Origin of the sequence: Holophaga foetida DSM 6591 (genome assembly GCF_000242615.2) — a bacterium.
Lineage (GTDB): Bacteria > Acidobacteriota > Holophagae > Holophagales > Holophagaceae > Holophaga > Holophaga foetida.
In genome coordinates this window covers 3422414-3440814 of record NZ_KI912268.1, presented here as the reverse complement: position 1 = coordinate 3440814, position 18401 = coordinate 3422414, and the positions used below count along the sequence as shown (strand labels likewise).

Annotated in this window: 3 protein-coding genes; 1 reads left to right on the top strand and 2 read right to left on the bottom strand. The window is 61.8% G+C overall.

Translation table 11 applies throughout. The annotated features are described in order from the left end of the window. On the top strand, window positions 1-244 hold a 244-nt coding region (locus HOLFODRAFT_RS21700; protein WP_043485834.1), incomplete at its 5' end, for an IS66 family transposase. Window positions 245-515: 271 nt separating this feature from the next. Here the strand turns inward: HOLFODRAFT_RS21700 and HOLFODRAFT_RS24650 are convergent. Next, window positions 516-785, bottom strand: a complete 270-nt coding sequence (locus HOLFODRAFT_RS24650) for a hypothetical protein (RefSeq protein WP_148300474.1) — start codon at window positions 783-785, stop codon at window positions 516-518. 14 nt (window positions 786-799) lie between these two features. Beyond that, a complete protein-coding gene (locus HOLFODRAFT_RS0215450) occupies window positions 800-18190 on the bottom strand; it encodes an Ig-like domain repeat protein (protein ID WP_005034730.1) in 17391 nt (5796 codons plus the stop codon). Between the last annotated feature and the right edge of the window lie 211 nt (window positions 18191-18401).

Genomic DNA, 18401 nt, shown 5'->3' with positions numbered 1-18401 from the left:
GACCTACCTGAGCCATGAAGGGGTGGTGCCGACCAACAATGAAGCCGAGAGGGCGATCCGCAAGGCGGTGCTGTGGCGGAAGGTGAGCCTGGGGGTGGAGAGCGAGCATGGCGCCCGCTTTGTGGAGCGCATGCTGACCCTGGCAGGCACGGCCCGGAAGCGCGGCGTGGACCTGCTGGAGTGGCTGACTCAGGCCATGAAGGCCAGCCTCGTCGGAATCGCCGCACCGGATTTCACAGCCTGATGCGGTCCCCGTGGAATCAGAAACCCCCTCCATGCGGAGGGGGCTGAACGGCTACCTCATCTGAAATGCTTCGAGTGCTTGTTCTCTTAGGGAAGCATTTGGATTGAGTCGATTTCCAATATCGGTGACGTTTTCAACGTACCAGTCTCGAACTTCTTTGCTACTCAAAGAGCCCGGCTGCAAAGCCTTTGCACTGTTTGGGGCAGTCACAAATACCCCGCCTCACCCTGTCCGCCTCCTGGTTTCGGAGGCATGTGGATAATCGGGAAGCTCAATGCATGTATATCAAATCAAAAATAACTTTTTCCATCAATTCTACTTCCAAGGATCTTAAGTTGGCTTCGTTTTTAGACAGTACGCTAAATATATCTTCAACATGGAGTTCATCTGCTGGACTTGCGGAAAGCAATAGAACTGCTACAACCTTCGCGTATAAAATTCTCACTAAATCCACATCAAGCACTGCGCCACTAGCCAGGTTTGCAGCTATCAAGTGCGCCATCTCGGATTCAAACTGACCAGCAACAACTTTTTCATTCATGTTATAACCCCTGATTACTTCTGGACAACCCAGGATGGAGAAAAGCTTTTTGTTGTAGCTTCAAATTGCCTAAAACCCCCAGATCCATAATTTGGATATGCATTGGTATAATATTCCCACCCATAAATTGGGCGGCTTGTCGGTGGGGCATAACCAAACGGGCGCGGAACACTAGGATTGACCAACTCCGAGGTTGGAATTCGCAGCAGGGTGTCATACTCACCAGGTTTCATTTGAGCACCTGACATATGCTCCACAATAGAATCAGCAGTGTCTAGTGAGAAATACGTTGGACTACCGCCACGACCAGATATTGAATTGGCGGCTTCGTAGAATCTCAAATCAGATGACTTTACAAGTCTGTAAACAAATTCTTGCGCAGAAAGGTCCCGAGAAAGCCAGTTGCCATACCGCAAACCGAGTGCACCATCATTAAGCGTGGACACTTGGGAGCTGCCAAAAGACCAACTCAGACCAGAGGTTGTTGCGGCCGAGGATTGCCCAGAAATACTCGGCCCCCAAGTCCCAACAGATGTGTTGTATGTGTAACTCGACACCGCAGGTGAGCCATACCCTCCACTCAAAACGCTACTCGGTGAACTCAGCGGTGCACCATTCACCATTTCCGGCGCAATCCCACCATAGGACACAGGGGTAGCGAGAACACCTGAGAGCATCGCAGGAGCCTGATACCAAAGGCCAAACCAACCTGAGAAGCGCCGAGCATTCTCACTCTGCTTTGCGTCATAGATAGCATCCTGGCGCACATCATCTGGTGTGACCGCACTCAGTTGCGGAGAACCATCGGAGCTATATTTCCGATTGTAGTTTTCAACTGCAGTCCTCAGCATCGAATCCGCAGTTGAGTTGCTTGAATCGAATGGACCACCGAACGTGCCATTAATGAGGCTCTTGATCTCGTCCTCTGAAGGCTGCTTAGAGAAGAGGATCGATTGAGCCCCGGCAGCGGATTGGGCAGCTTCAGCCTTGGCCACTGCTATTGAATTGCTGGTATCCAAAGCATCTTGGGCAAGTGCCGTGTATTGGCGATTCGGCTGAAGATTATCTGGAATGAAGTAGCGTCGACCATCATTCGGCAAGTTGTCCGAGTTTAGCCCATAGGTAGCCCTGAGATACCCCATCTCGGTCATGTTCCCACCGGTCATGCCCGACAAGCCTTTTGAGGAAGCAGTAACCCAGCGCCCTCCTTGGTCAAAAGCCCCGAAATTCGCGTCTGACAAAGGACTTTTGAAAAGCCCTGTCACGGGCGAGGACGATCCGAGGTCTCCATCCACCGCCATCGCATTGGCTGTGCTCGTGTCCGTCAGGGGAGGCGCAAAGGTCCGTGCCGGACCTGAGAAATCAATGCCGTAGTCCGTCCAGCTCGTCGAGCCCACGCTTACGGTGCGTCCAAACCCGGTACTGGTCTTCACAGGGGTGGTTTGGGCCGAAGCACTCACCAGCATCTCATCCTTGATACTCTCCCCCAGCGCATTGCCAAACGCATCACTGGCCACCTGAACCACGGCGATCTTGCCTCCCCTGAGCAGGGAGGTCGAAGCCCCAGCTGCGAAGCCCCGGGCGGTTCCCTTGATGACACCATCCGTGAATCCATCGCCCGTGAACTTGATACCATTCAGGCTTTGACCGACAGCAGACCCCACCCCGGCCCCTACGGCCGAAGCTGCCACGCTGGTCCAACTGAAGTGATCCTGCATACCACAGGCTACCGCAATGCCCTGGGTGGCCGTATTGGCAACCGCGGCCCGCCCTGCCGCGGAAGCAACCTGGGTCCAATATTCGGCGGCTTGCCCAGCCTTTTGACCAACCTGGGTTGCCTGGGCACCTGCCCCCAAAGCTCCACCTACCCCGGCAGAAACGGCGGCACTCAGAGCACTCATGCCAACCTGACTCCAGCTGAACTTGTCCTGGACACCTAGTGCCATGCCCACACCCTGACCGATGACAGAGCCAACAGCAGCGCCAATGGCAGAACACGCAACAGCGGCGCCGATCCCCATCAGCCCCCCTCCCCCTACCATCGCAGCAGCCCCAGCGGCCATAATCCCTGTCCCACTGGAGACAGCCCCGAGAGCCACCGCCGCCGCACCCGCAGTAAAAATCGAGGCCACGATCACTACGATGATCACGATGATCATCCCGATCCCGCCGCAACCTCCACCGCCGCCGCTATCGACCTTGGGCTTGGGTGTGGCTAGGTTGGGGGCGGTGCTGCCGACGATCTTGGCTGGGTTGTAGAGGTTCTGCGTGGCGGAGGTGTTGTGGGTGCTGCCCACCTTGGTGGGGATGGTCAGCACCTGGCCCACCCTCAGGTCCTGATTGCTCAACAGACCATTGGCCTCGGCAATCAGATACCAGAGGGAGGCGTCCCCGTAGGCGTTCAGGGCGATGCTCTCCAGGCTTTCCCCGCTGCGGACGGGGTAGCTGCCCGTGGAGGCCGCCGGATAGGAGTTGGTCACGGGCGTAAAGCCCAGGTCGAAGTTCGCCTGGTTGATAAAGGTCGGCGCATCCCCAGGCTTGGCATCCGTGTCGTTGAGGTCCGCCCCGGTCCCGTAGATCCCGATCACTTCCCCGTTCGCCACCACCTGCCGAAGAACGCGGCCACCCTGGTATTTGGCCAGGACGTGCCCGTTGGCGTCATTCACAAAGGATCGGCTGTCGGCGGAAAGGGTCTTGGTGGTCGCCACGGCGTCACGCCCGGCGCTCGCCGTGCTGGAGAGGTTGGTCACCCCGATCTGGAACCCGTTGGCGTCGTAGACGTCATACATGGTCCCCTGCACCGTCGTACTCCCGACGATCTTCTTGTAAACGCTGCTCTCCTTGTAGGCCTCGAAGGCGCTCAGAGTCGTGGTCTGTGTCGTGGTCAGGCCCTTCTGCGTCAGCGTATAGGAGAGCAGGTTGCCAGCGGCATCGTAGGTCTTGTAGGCAATGTCGTAACTGCTATCGTCGGCCTCGTTGTGGACATGCTGGGACAGGAGCCTTCCGGCCACATCGTACCGATACGTCGTGGTGGAGGCTCCACTCAGGTCGCTGTTGCTATCCGTCAGCGCCTTGACGTAATCGTTATCCAAGCCGCCGTTGGGGCCGCTTACGACGAGCCTGGAAACGCCATCGTATTTGCGGGTGTCCAGGATCATGTCCTGGTGGGTGATTGCCGTCGTGGTGGTGGTGACTCCATTCACGGACGTTGTGGTGGTGGTGATCGTCGCCTTATCCACCGTCACCGTTGACAGGCGTCCCATCCCGTCGTAGTGATATTGCCGGGACGTCACCCCTTGGCCATCCTGTTGCGAGGTAGTGGAATAGGTGCCCCCTCGCCCACCGTAAACCCAAGTCCCATTAGCCACGGTCTTGGAGACCAGCTTGCCCCAGTAGGTATCGCTGGTCCGGTTGCCGTTCTTGTCATACTCCAGGATGTGACCCTGAGAGGCAGTGATGTTGGCGATGTCGTCCGCATCGTTGTTCTTTGCGCCATCCGCCAGGATCTGGCGATTCATCTCGTCGTAGGCGAAGTAGAGCTTCTGGTGCTGCTGGGTGCCGTTGTAGGTGAAATCCGCCGTGGTGGACATCCGATTGCCCACCAGGTCATAGCTGTACTGGATCGTCAGGGCGTCGAGCTTGCTCACCACGCTGACCAACCTGCCCAGGCTGTCGTACGACAGCTCCTGGTCCTGGTAGGGGGTCGCCGCGCCATCCGTGAACCAGGTGCTGGTCGCCGTTCCGAACCCGGTTCCCGTGGCCAGGGCCACCTGCGCTGCACCGCCGCTGGGGCGGGTGATGAGGTCGGCCTTCCCGTCGCCATTGACATCCGCCAGGGTGTAGTCCCCCAGGCCAGCCGCACTGCTCCAGGTGAAGGCCCCAAAGCCGCTGCCCGTGCTGAAGGCCACCTTGAGGGTGCCATCCGTGTTCTGGCACAGCAGATCGGACTTGCCGTCGCCGTTGACGTCAGCTAGGCGGATCGTGGCATCGGTGGCGATGTAGCTGGTGGCGCTGGTCCAGGTCACCGTGGTGGAAATACCATCCGCATTGTTTAAAGCAAGCGAGACTTTCCCGCTTGCCCATTTCGAGACGATATCAACCCTCCCGTCGCCATTAACGTCCCCCACCTGGAATGCAAGGCCACCGCCAGCAAAAAAACAGCTACTCCCAATGGAACCATTGGCATACCCCAGGCCAAGGGTAAGCATATAACCACTATAACCATAACCGGTATAATAGTAGGCACCAATAGCATCATCCCGCCCATCCCCATTGACGTCTGCGAACGTAGTCATCTCGGAGTATAGGTTTATATTTTTAGCACTGGTCCAGGTCTTAGCGTAATGGATGCCATCGCTGATGAAGGTGGTAACACACCCATCCTTGATGGCCGTCAGGTCCGACTTGCCATCACCATTGATGTCAGCCAGGCGGATCCCAGAGGCATCATCCACCAGGCCAGCATCGCTTGCCCAGGTGTTCCCAAACCCAGTCCCATCGCTCAGGGCCGTGTGAACCACTCCACCACGGGTCGTGTAGACCAAGTCTGCCTTCCCATCGCCATTCACATCCCCGAACAGCATCCGGCCCGTGTCCTCGCCGATCGCCCCGGAGCTGATCCAATTGCCACTGCCCCCGCTCAGGTTCACATGGATCCGTCCGCTCTTGTCCCGGCCGATCTGGTCCACCTTCCCATCGCCGTTCACATCGGCATACCAGAGCTTGTCCATGCTGGCCCAGCCATCGTTCTTCTCCACCCGCTCCAGGGTCCGCTGCCCCCTGGCATTGTAGGCATAGGTCGTGACCGTATTCCCGGAGTAGGGGTCCACATCCGAGATCTGGGTCAACTGCCCCGCCGCATCGTAGGCGTAGCTCAGATCCTGGCCGTAGGTGTTGGTCTGATGAACCAGCTGGTTGGCCTTGTCGTAGGTGAATCCGAAGGTCTTCCCGCTCAGGTCCATATGGGCCGTCAGCTGGCCGAAATCATCGTAGCCCCAGGTCTGGAGCTTCTCATTGGCGTCCTGGGCCGCGGTCTGCTTACCCTGAAGGTCGTACGCCGTGCGGCTGACACTATTGTCCGCATTGATTCGAGCAATCTGGTTCCCCCGCAGATCAAAGATATAGCGGGTCGGTCCGCCGGATTCATCGTCCTCCAGCACCTTCCGCCCCAACTCGTCGTAAACGGACGTGGTTCGCACATCCCGGACCACGGTGGTGACGGCATTACTGACATCAGCACTGGCCACAGTCATGTTCGGATGGAGGATCGCGGTGTTTTCGCCCAACCGATCGTATTGGTAATGCGTGATGTTCCCTTCGGCATCGGTGATCTGGGTCTGGTCCCCGAAGGCATTGTAGGCGTGGCGGATCACCCCGCCGTCGGCGTGGATCTCCGTGGCGAGCTGACCGGCCCCGTCCCAGGTCTGCCCGTTGATATGCCCGTTGGCATCCTTCACCGCCACCTGCTGACCCAGGGCGTTGTAGTAGATCTGGGTTGTGGGGTTCACGACCTCCGCAACCTTCACTTGGACCGTGGTCGTGCCCCCGGACGAGGAGCCGATCACCATCTTTTCCAAGGTCCGCACGGTCTCCACGGTCTGCGGCGGCTGGATCTGCTTGATCACCTGGTTGTTGTGAGCGTATTCGAAGGTGGTCGTTGCCACTGAGGCCTGCCCAGACACATAGGGCACCGTCTGGGTCAGGACATTCCCCCATCGATCGAAGGTCTGGTCCACCTGGGGCGTGATGTCCTTGGGGGTGGTGCCATTGTCCTTCCGGGTGGGCAGCATCTGGCAGAGCGCCCTCCCCAGGAGGTCCAGCTGGCTCACCGTGCGGCGCAGGCCGATGGACCCCAGCTGATCCGCGCCCTGGGCCGAGGTGACGGCCTGCTTCAGGTCAAGGCCGACGCTCCCTGGGAAGTTGCTCCCCGCACTCCCGTTGCTCGTGATCTGCACCGTCTGGCGACCCTGGAGGTCGTAGAGGAGCACCTTGACCGTTCCATCCTCCTGGTTGGTCCGCCAGAGGTGGCCCGCCGGGTCATACTCGAAGTACTCGTCCAGGGCGTCGGTGTCGTCGGTAGGACGCTGGCCATAGGTGTAGCTGCCCCTGCCCACCACCTCGCCGAAGGCGTTGTATTTCAGCTCGGTCTTGATGGTGCTGGCCGCCTGCGCCACGATGGCCGTACCGTTGGAGACGCTGGTTGTCCCCGGCGTCAGGATCCCGACCTGGCACCCCAGGGCGTCATACTCGAAAGCCGTGTAATAGGTGTTTCCTGATACGTTCTGCCAAGTCTTGGCGAGGTGGCCTGCCTTGTCATAGGACGAGAACTGCTTCACCCCCTCGGCGTTCACCGTCTCGATGGCGTTCCCATGGCTGTCGTATTGGGTCAGGGTCACACGATCCTGAGATGGGTCCAGGGCGGCGTAATGAGAGGCGGAAAATGCCTCTGGCTGGGAATGGGTATACAGGTGGCACGAGGTGGTGCCATTGAATATCCGGAACAAGGGGCGGATTCCCTGGGCTGCCTGGGTCCGGATATACCCGATGGATCCCTTATTCACCCAGCCCGCCGCCACCGCGGAACTGATCTCCCCTTGGTCTGTTGTCAGGAGCGTCCCCAAGGTACCGTTGATCGTCTTGGTCAACTTGTACAGCGCCACATTGCTCGTCGACGCGGTGCATTCCAAATAGCCCTGAGGCTGCCAATTGGTCCATCCAGCGCTGATCAGGCTGTCCCTCTCCGTGTCGGAGGAGGTATACGTCGTCTGCGCTCCGTATGAGAGTCGGTAGAGAGGCACCGTATTCGGAGCCTGCACCGCCGCCAGATAGCCGGTGATACCTTCGTAAGCCCACCCCACGGATGCCACGCCGTTGTCGGAGCTCCAGATCACCTTGGAATTGGCGTCCGTAAAGACGAGATTCCCGTCCTTCTGCACCGTCAGCGTCGTGCCGCCCTTGCCCGCGGTTCCAGAGGTCCAAAGCGCCGTTGTCCCCTTGTAGAGCACCAGATTCCCATCCGTCTGCACGCAGAATCGATCCGCACCGGTGATCTGGACCCCGGCCACGTTGCCACTTCCGGCGGTCTTGGCAGTCCACTCCACATGGCCGCTTGAGCACTCCAGGAGCGCTAGGCTCCCGTCAGCGCCCAGCTTCAGCTCGTAATGCCCGTCTGCCGACTTCACGCTGGTGCTGGCCACCGTCAGGGTCTGCCCAGCGCTCAGCTTGCCGGGAGCCGTGCTCAGCGCCTGGTAATCGACCACCTTTCCATTGTCGTCCGTTACCGCTCTCCCGCCGTACTCGTACTCGGTCTTCACCACCACCTTCCCGAAGGCGTCCAGCTTGAACTCCGTCAGGGGTGTCAGAGCGCTGCCATCAATCGCATCCGTCCGGCTTGGCGCCAGCACCGCCACGGTCCGTCCCAGGACATCAAAGAAGCTATAAGTCGTGTTCCCCAGGGCGTCCGTCGTCGAGGTCTGGTTCCCCAGCACATCGTAGCCGTAGCTCGTCGTCACATCCTGCACGCTGCTGGCGACATCTGTCGGTTTCCCATCCTCATCCAGCGTCACGCCCGAGCAGACCGTGACCCCCTTCTGCGTCTGCGTCAGCTTCTGGTTCAGAAGGTCGTAGGTGAACGTGGTCGTGCGGTCCTTGGAATCATGAGCGATGGCAAGGTCACTGGCCTTGGCGGGGGCGGCGCTCCAGTTCCATCCCGATAGCGGCGTCGCCTCCGGGAGGGCTGTGGCGTACTCCACCTGGACTTGGAGATTCCCAGCCTCGTCATAGGCGTAGGTCGTTACGTAGCCCAGGGCGTCCACCGTCGCGATCTGTTGCCCCACTGCGTTGTGGTAGCTGGTCGTCACCGCCCAGACGGCCCCCGTTCCATCGGGGCCGTTGGGCCCCTTGGCCAGCACCTTGCTCTGGAACACTTCCCCGAAGGCGTTGTAGCGCGTCCGCGTCACCGCACCGGTCGTGTAGGCCTGCGAGTCATCCGTTCCATCATTCACATAGGCGCTCGGCGGCGTCACCTGGACCGCCCGGCCCAACGCATCGTAATCGGTCTGGATCGTCCGGCCCGTGAGGCTCCCGGCACCGATGGCCGTGCGAACCTGGGTTTCAGTCGGGATCGCTGCCAGGCTGGCATTGAGGGTTGTGGGCGCTGCGCTATAGCGCGTCAGGGCTGTCACCTCACCAAAGGTGTTCCGCTCATACCCCGTCACATAGCCCATGGCATCGATGTCATAGCGCACGTGCCCCAGAGCATCGTAGGCCTTGTAGGAAATATTGTTCCCCACATCTACGTTGGCGATTGCATCCCCGAAGCTGTCATACACCGTGGTCGTGCTCAGCTCCACGTTGGGCGTCTCCGTGCGGGCGCTGGCCCCGGAGCCATCCGTCGTCAGGTTTGCGAGGTCGCTGGTGTTGTACACCCCAACCGCCGGGTAGATCACCTTCACCTGGTGGCCCAGGGCGTCGTACTGGTACGAGGTGGTCCGGGCGCTGGGGGTGCCCGCCGCTTCTGTTCGGCTCAGCAGATTCCCCAGACCATCGTAGCTGAGCTGGGTCACCAGTCTCACGCCAGGCGTTGGAGTGGGCGTGAGGTTCCCATTGGCGTCCGCACTGATCGTCGTCACCGAAACGGCAGGGTCGATCTCCTGGATCAACCGGCCCGCCGCGTCATAGACGTAGTCCCAGGTGGCCTGCTTCTTGTTGGTAAAGGTGACCTTGTTGCCCACGCCGTCGTAGGTGTAACTCTCCGTCTGCCCCAAAGCATCCGTGCTTGAGGACAGGCGGCCCGCAGCGTCATAGCTGAAGGTCGTTGTTCGGTCCAACCCTGGGGTGGCCACGGGCGTCGTCGTCGAACCCGTCACCGGCTGGTGATAGAGCGTCGTGCTCACCACACGTCCAGCCCCATCGTAGGTCATCCCCGTCACAAAGCCCAGGGCGTCGATCGTGGCAATCCGACCTCCTGCGGAATCGTAGGCGTAGCGGGTCGTGCGGTCGTTGACCGCATCCGCCGTCCAGGTGCAAAGCGCGGTGCTGCCATTCATGGCGGTATAGGTGTTGCCGTTCACCGCCAGACTGCTGATCGTCGTTCCCGAGGGTAGGGCCGTGCTTGCCAGGTTCGCAAAAGCCGTCTGGGCCACCACCCGCCCACTTGCGTCGTAACTCGTGGCGCTCAACGCCCCCATCGCATCCAGGGTGTAGGTCAAACGCCCTGCCGTGTCATAGACGAAACGGGTCACACGGTCCGTCAAGGCATAGTTGGCTGGATTGTTCGATACGGAGGGTGGCGTAAAGGACGCCGGGTCCGTGCCGACCGTGGGCACCGCCACCCGTTGGGCGAAGGCGATGGTCTGCACCACCCGTCCAGCTTTGTTGTAGACCGCCTGCGTCACCCCTCCCAGGGCATCCACCGTGTAGGTCCGTCGCCCGGCCGCGTCGTAGACCATCAGGTTCACCCGGTCCAGGGCGCTGGCCGTCACCGTCGTAGGATCCGCCCCCGCGCTGATCCGGTTCGCATAGGCGATCTGCTTGGTCAGGTTTCCGTTGGCGTCAAAGAACTGCCGCGTCACCGCGCCCGTCCCGTCCACGCTCCAGATCAGTCGGTTGGCCTCATCAAAGACCCGCCGGATCGTCGCATCGGGCGTGCTTGCTGCCGTGCGGCCGTTGAGCGCAGTCTGCACCGCCGACACCGTCGCCGCCGTGCTGGTGGGGATTGTCCCTGCGTAGGCCGTGCGGGAGGTCTCGTTCCCATTGGCGTCGTAGGTGTGTTCCACCACGGACACCTGGGTGCCATCCCCCGTGCTGCTCAGCGTATACCGCACCCGATTCTGCTTGTCGTAAACCGTCCGAACCTGCACATCGTGGGCCGTGTCCGGCGCCACCGTCGGTGGGGTCCCCTTCGTCCAGCTTGCCACGTTGATCGTGTTGGCATAGGAGATCCGGTCGGTCTCATTGCCGTTGGCATCGTAATCGTGGTACGTCACTCCTCCGACCCCGTCCACCGTCCAGCTCAGGCGGTTGTCCTCGTTGTAAACGTAGTACGTCATCCGGTGGTCCGGATCCTCCACCGAGGACACATTCCCATTGGCATCATAGGTGTACTTGGTGACGAGGTTCTTGCCGGTCGGGTCTACGATGCTCTGCGTGCGCCGCCCCAGGCTGTCGTACCGATACTGGGTCGTCACCCCGCCGTCCACCACCGTCAGCGTATGTCCCGTCTGGTCGTAGGTGAAGCTGGTCACCAGCTTCAGCCCCCCATCGTCCACCGTCTGGGTCACGACCTCGCCCTTCAGGTCGTAGTCCAACTTGGTGACCATGCCCGTCGGGTCGGTCACCGTGATCTGTTGACCCTTGGCATCGTAAGCGTAGCTGGTCGTGAGGTTCAGCCCCTCGGCGTCCAGTGTCCGGGTCAGTACCCGGTTGACGGCGTCATACTCATACTTCGTCTGAATGCCCTTGGCGTCCTTGCTCCAGTCCAGGCGACCGGCCACATCGTAGGCGTTCTCGAGCGTCTTGCCCAAAGGCCCGGTCACCGTCAGCAGCTGCCCATCCTCGTTGTAGGTGTAGCTCGTCGTATTCTGACGGCCATCCCTCACGCTCAGCGTCAGCCCCTGCCGCGTGTGCGTCGTCACGACCTGGCTGCCATCCGCCAGGGTCGTCGTCATCGTGCGATTGGCCGTGTTGTATCTGTAGGACGTGGTATTCCCGTTGCGATCCACCTGGCTCAGCGTCCGGCTGAAGGCGTCGTAGCTTGTCCTCTGCACCTTAGTCAGGGCATCCGTCACCGTCACCACGCGGCCCAGCTTGTCATAGCTGCTCTGGGTCAGGTGGTTCAGACCATCCCAGCTCTTCACCAAACGCCCGAAGGCGTCATACTCTGCCCGGGTCTCCACTCGGAAACCCTCCGTATCCCTCAGGGTCTCGATCCCCAGGCCCCGCCGGTCGAACTGCTGGGTGCTGGTGACGCTGCTACTACCGGTCGGGCTCTGGGTCGCCTGCGCGACCTCCCCGAAGGGAGTGTAGACCTGGGTCGTCTGCACGACCTCCCCGAAGGCGTTGTAGACCCGCGTCGTCGTGCCGCCCAGCTTGTCCCCACCCACCGTCAGGTCCTGCTGGGTCTTCTCCAGCTCCCCATCCGCGTTGTAGGTATACGTGGTCGTGGCGTTATGAACGGCGTCTGCGGCCTTGGCAACATCCAGCGCACTCTTTGTGCTCTGATTGGCGCTGTCCGAGAGCAGACCGCCCACCAACCCGGTCAAGTTCCCCCCGGTCAGGGCCGTCGCATACCGGGTCGTGGTCAGCACATGCCCCAGGGCATCGTAGGTCTGCTCCATCACGCTCCCCGCAGCGTCCACGGTGTAGCGAAGTCTCCCCGCATCGTCATACAGAAAGACGGTCTTGTGCCCCAGAGCGTCCGTCTGACTGATCCGGCGTCCTGCCGCATCGTAGGCATAGGTCGTCTGATACTGGCTCCAGATGCTGGCCTCATCTCCCCCCGCAGCGATCATGGCGGCCCCGACGCCGCTCAGCTCCGCCACTACCCGACCCTGGAGGTCATACTTCACCCGCCCGATCCTCTGGTCCGTCGTCCCCAAGGCCGTCGTCGTGCGGATCACGCGCCCCAAGCTGTCGTAGACGTAGCTGGTGACCGTCCCTTCCGCATTGGTGCTCGTGCTGAGCCGCCCCAGCGCATCCCAGGCCTGGAGGTTTGTGTGGTCCTCGGCACTGGCCGTCGGGCGAAGGGAGGACAGGCTTGAAGTTATGGTGATCGGCCCCTTGGCCTTGGTGGCATAACGGGTGGTCTGAGTCAGCTGGCCATCGGCATCGTAGGTGTACTCCGTCAGGTACCCTTCCCCATCCACCTGGGCGATGACCTGCCCCTTGCCGTCGTAGTAGGTGAAGGTGCTGATGTCATCACCGCTCGTGGGCACCAGTCCCGTCAGGGAATCCGTGGCGCGAGCCGTCGCCACTTGGGCCGCGACGCTCGCAGCATCCGCGAAGTTGGTGACCCGGGTGGCATGACGGATGGTCTGGACCTGCCGCCCCGCCGCGTCATAGCCGTACTCCGTCAAAAACCCTTCCCCATCGATCGTCGCCCGCAGCAGGCCATCCTGGTTGATGATCGAAGTCACCGTCCGGTCCTGCATAGACCGGCTCACCAGCAGCTTGTCTGCCGCTCCGGCCGTGACCGTTTCGCTCAAGGTGGCCGAGAAGCCGCCCCCGTTGCTGCCATCCCCCCCGTACACCGCCCTCAGGTTCGCCGTCCCCACGGGCAGATTGATCCCACTGGCCACCAGGGTCGCCGTCCCATTCACCACGCTCGCCGTCCCCAGCACGCTGGTGCCCGCCAGGAAGGTCACGACCCCGCTCGGTGCATTGCCCGTCACCGTCGCCGTCAGCGTCAGGCTCCCCCCCTGAGCCACGCTGCTGGCGGAGCGGGACAGCGTCACACCTGCGGGCGCGCCCACCACCGCTTCGGCAATCACCGTGGAGCTGCTGGTGGTGTTGCGCGTATCTCCCGCGTACACGGCCTTCAGGCTATGGGCGCCAGGCCCCAGATTGCTCACCGTCAGCGCCGCCATCCCCCCGGACAGCGTGCCTGTCCCGAGCACCGTGCTCCCATCATAGAAGGTCACGGTCCCGCTGGGCTTGGCACCCAGCACCTGCGCCATCAGCACCAGGGGCTTGCCCTGCCCCAGGCTGTTCGCAGGCTGCACCGCCAGCGTCGTTGTCGTGCTCGCGGGGGTGATGGACGTCGTAAAGGACAGGGAACCCGCCGCGTTCGTCGCATCACCCGAGTAGAGTGCCGTGATCGGAAGGCTGCCCAGCGGCAGGTTCACGCCCTGGAGCGTGGCCACCCCGTAAATCACATTCGCCACCCCCAGCACCGTGGTGCCGGTCAGGAAGGTCACGGTGCCGCCAGCGTACACGTTGACGAACACTCCCAGGGCGCCATTGCAGGCGATCGTAGCGCCCGTCAACGAGGTCAGATCCGTCCGCGCTGCGATGGTCTTGCTCACCGCCGTTGAGGTACTGATGGCCGATCGGCTGTCTCCCCCATAGGACGCCGTCAGGCTGGCCGTGCCCACCGGGAGGCTCCCCACGAGCAGGGTCGCTAGGCCATCCGTCACGGTCGCCGTCCCCAGCACCGTGCTGCCATTGAAAAAGGTCACGGTGCCCGTGGGCGGGACCGGAGAAGTGCTCACGACCTGGGCTACCAGGCGCAGCCCACCTGTCACTAGGTCGGGCGTGGAGGCCGTCAGGGTCGTCGTGCTGGTGGCCACGCTCGAGACAGTAACCGAAACAGCGTTGGACGCATCACTTCCGAGCAGGGTATCCCCGGAATACCGAGCCGTCAGGGAGTGCGAACCTACCGACAAGCTGTCTAGCGTCAAACAGGCAACATTACCCACCGGTATGACACTTCCCAGTACTGTGGCCCCGTCATAGATTACAACCGTGCCACTTGGCATCGCACTATTGGGCCGCGTTACAGTCAGGACAATCGGACACCCAGCCCCAACCATCGGGCTGGACACCGCAAGCTTTGGAGGACTCGTCTTCCCAGGGTTGTTGCCAGACTTGGCAACAACGAAATTGACCGCGATATCCCCAGAGACGCTGGTGGTGTTGCTCGCATCCCCTGAGTAGGTCGCCCGAATCGTCGCACTCCCAGTGGATCGAATAAAATCACTCAAAGTTGCGACACCATTGGTGACGGCAACCTTCCCGAGAATGGTGTTGCCATCCAGGAACGTGACCTTACCGCCCAGCGTCCCGCTCCCGGTCACCGTCGCCGTCAGGGTCAGCGCCCCCCCGCTGTAGGTCGAGGTCGAGGCGCTCAGGGCGGTCACCGAGGACGCCAGGGAGGCCGTGATGGTCTCCGTCACCACCGCCGAGGTGCACGTGAGATTGCTGGCGTCTCCCCCATAGACGGCCTTCAGGCTGTCAGAACCCACCGGCAGATTGCTCACCGTCAGGGCGGCTATCCCGTTCACCACACTGGCCGTACCCAGGACCGTGCTCCCGTTGTAGAACGTCATCGTCCCGCTGGGCAGTCGGCCGGTGCTCCCGGTCACCTTGGCCGTCAGCACCACCGGGGTCCCCTGCTGGGCCGTCGGCGACGAACTGCCCGTGCCCGTCGACGACGAGCTGCTCGTCGGCGACGAGCTGCTCAGGGTCACCGTGGCCGTCGCGGGGGTCACCGTCAGGGCCTTCACCGCAGACAGGCTGGAGCTGTTCCCCCCATCCCCCGAATACAACGCCGTGAGGCTCTGGCTCCCCCCAGGGATGGCCATGGTCGCCAGGGCCGCCGTGCCGCCTGACACCCGGGCACTGCCCAGAAACAGGCTTCCCGCATAGAAAGACACGATCCCGCTGGGCGTTGCCCCCGCAATCGTGGCCGTCAGCGTCACCGAAGCCCCCACCGTGACCGCTGTTCCGTTACTGGGCAGCGTCGTCGTCAGCGTCGTCGTAGTCGTGGTCGGGACCGCCATCACCGTCTCGCTCACTGCGGCCGAGGTGCTGGCTGCGTTGCTCGTGTCCCCGGCATACTTCACGCTCAGGTTCGCCGTTCCCGCCGTCAGACTGCTGACCACCAGGCTGGCCAAACCGTTTACGAGATTCGCGGTTCCCAGCGCTGTCCCACCATTGTAGAAGGTCACCGTCCCGGTCGGGTTCGCCCCACTCACCTGCGCCGTCAGCGTCAGGCCCGCTCCCACCAAGGTCTGGCTGTTATCCCCCAATGTGCTGGTCGTCCTCAGCACCGTGGTGCTGGTGGCCCGGGAGACAACCTGTACGCCCGCTGCGGACGTCGACTGGGCGTTCAGCCCATCTCCCAAATACATGGCCGTGAGGTTGTTGTTCCCCACGGGCAGGCTGTTCAGGCTCAGGGTCGCCTGCCCATCCACCAACGTGCTGCTCCCAATCGCCACCCCATCCCGGCAGAACACCACCACGCCACTCGGCGTCTGCCCCGTAACCCTAGCCGTCAGCGTCACCATCGAGCCCGCCTGGGCCGAGGCCCCCACCGTCAGGCTGGTTGCGCTATCCAGGCGCGTATACATGCTCGACAGCTCCAGGCTCACCCCCAGGCTCAGCTGGTTCGGATCCATCGGCGTCGCCAGCCGCGTCACCGCCAGCACGTGCGAGGTCCCGTCGTACTGCGTCTGCGTCACATACCCCAGGGCATCGACCTGGTAGGTCAACCGACCCGCCTGATCGTAGAAATTCCAGGTCTTCTGATCCTGGGCCGTCGGCGTAACGGCCAGGCCGCTCAGCGTGGCCTCGCCATTGGCCGTCGTCGGCTTCCCATTCACATCCACCAGTCCACTGGTGCTGACCGCGTTGACATACCGGATGGTCTGGACCAGCTGGCTGGCTCCATCGTAGACATACTTCGTCAGCCCCCCCGCGCTGTCGATATCCGCGAGCTTACGGCCCGCCATGTCATACAGCGTCCAGTTCCGACGACCCGTAGGATCCGTCGTCATCAGCAGACGGCCATCCGCATCATAGGCGTACTGCGTGGTGCCCAATGCCGATCCACCTCCGGCCTGAGCCACTGAGACCAGCCGCCCCGCCCCATCGAAGGTCGAGGTGCTGACCAGGCCATTGGCCAGCGTCACCGTAGTCTTGCCATTCGCATCGTCATACTGCGTCACCGTCGCCGTTGACAGGTCACCCCCCTTGACCTCCGAATACACCACCCGCCCAAAGCCGTCGTACACCGTGTGGCTGCTCCCCAGCCCATCGGGCGTCGTGGTCAGCAACAGCTCACCCCGCTGGTTGTACACGTACTGCGTGGTCGAGGCCTTCCCCGACACCCCGGCCCCCGTGCTGTCTGTGCTCCCCCAGCTGGTGCTGCTCTGCAACTGGCCCCGGAAGTCGTAGGCGAAGTCGGTCCGCTGGCTCTGGGTCAGGTCCTGGGCACCCTGCCAAGTCTCCATCTGCCCTTCGGTGGGCACTTCCGCCAGCCCCAAGGCACTCGTGTCATAGGTCCCGGCCGTATACCGGATCGTGCTGATCCGCAGTCCCTGGCTGTTGTATCGATACTCCGTAACGCGGCCATTGGGGCTCACCCCAAAGCGCAGCAGCGTCGCATTACTGGCGTCATAGACGTAGCGCGTCGTCTGGGCCTGGCTAGGACCGGTGCTCCCCTGGGCGGGCGTCGCATAGCGGGTCTCGGTCTTGACCTGGTTGGCGCCGTTGTACGTCCACTCCGTCGTGTCGCCAGCCCCATCCACCTGCTTCGTCAGGTTTCCCTTCTCGTCGTAGCTCAGGGTGGTCACCCGCCCCAGGCCATCCGTGATGCTGGCCACTTCCCCCAGGGTGCTGGTGTAGCTGTAGGTGAGCAGCGTCTGCCCTGTCGGGTACCCTGCAGTGATCCCCGTGCGGACCTGGGTCAGCTGGTCCTTGCTGTCGTACTGATACGACGCCGCCACCCCCAGGGGGTCCGTCACCGTGGTGGTGTTAGTCGTCGTGTTGTACGCGAAGCTCGTAACCTGGTTGTTCCCATCCGTCACCGTCGCGATCTTGAACTGCCCATCCGCCAGTACATAGGTGAACGCCAAGTGGGTCCCGTCCGGTTGGGTGATGCTGGCCACCCGATTACTGGTCCCATCGTAGGTATAAGACGTGGTGTAGGCCGTCAGCGTTTCGCCAGCGGTCACCTTGTCCAGTCCCTCGGGATTCAGGGTCACGCTGACCGAACTCAGCCGATTGGAGGTGTCATAGGTGTAGGTGATCAGGTTCAGCACCGTTCCCGACTTGAGGGTCGTGCTCACCGACATCAGGTTGTTGCCGCTGTAGCTGTAGTTGATCGACTCCCCGTCGGCGGTCGTCACCCTCGTCAGCAGGTTGCCCGTGTAGGTGTAGGACAGCACGTTGCCGCTGCTGTCCTGGGAGGACTGGATCAATCCCGACCCACTTCCCTGATACCTCTCAGTCGCGCCGGAACCGCCGCTTGTCCAGGTCAGGCTCGTGTCCCCGTTCACCTGGATCGTGTCCGCCGCCCCCCCAGGGCTCAGGGTCTCAACGTAAAGCTGCCGTTCCGCATTCCAGACATAAACAGTGGTTGATCCATCGATATCCGTCCGCTGGTAGCTCCCATCCCCCAACTTAACGACAGACTTATACTGGCCATTGAGCCACCCGTCGTTATTCGTGAAGTTCGCCCCCCCCTGGCTGTTGTAGGTCCGCAGACTGGCCACGTCCAGCCCCAATCCCTCCAACACACCGTCCACATCCTGCAGGACCAAGTTGCCCGTTGCGATATTGACGTAGGCTCGCTCTCCGTTCCGGCCCTGGGCCGAATTCCCGATCGCCCCCCCGCCAAAGCGGTTCAGCGCCGATGCCGACCCCGTGTTGAGCCCCAGATCACTGCCGCTGATAATCGCAACCATGTCAACCGACCCATGAAAAACAAGTTGGAAGAAACCCCGTTCAACCCGCGAAATTCAACACTCAGCATCCATGACTCATACCCACTCTTTCAAGGAAAATTCTGCACACCTCACACCTTTCTCACCAACGCACACCATCGACGCACAGCACCCATACGGCCTGGCGCGAAACCAACCCCGCATGGGCATCAAAGAGGCGTCGGGCGATCAC

Coding starts and splice junctions, on each gene's coding strand:
- HOLFODRAFT_RS24650 (WP_148300474.1), bottom strand. CDS start 785: ATGAATGAAAAAGTTGTTGCTGGTCAGTTTGAATCCGAGATGGCGCAC.
- HOLFODRAFT_RS0215450 (WP_005034730.1), bottom strand. CDS start 18,190: ATGGTTGCGATTATCAGCGGCAGTGATCTGGGGCTCAACACGGGGTCG.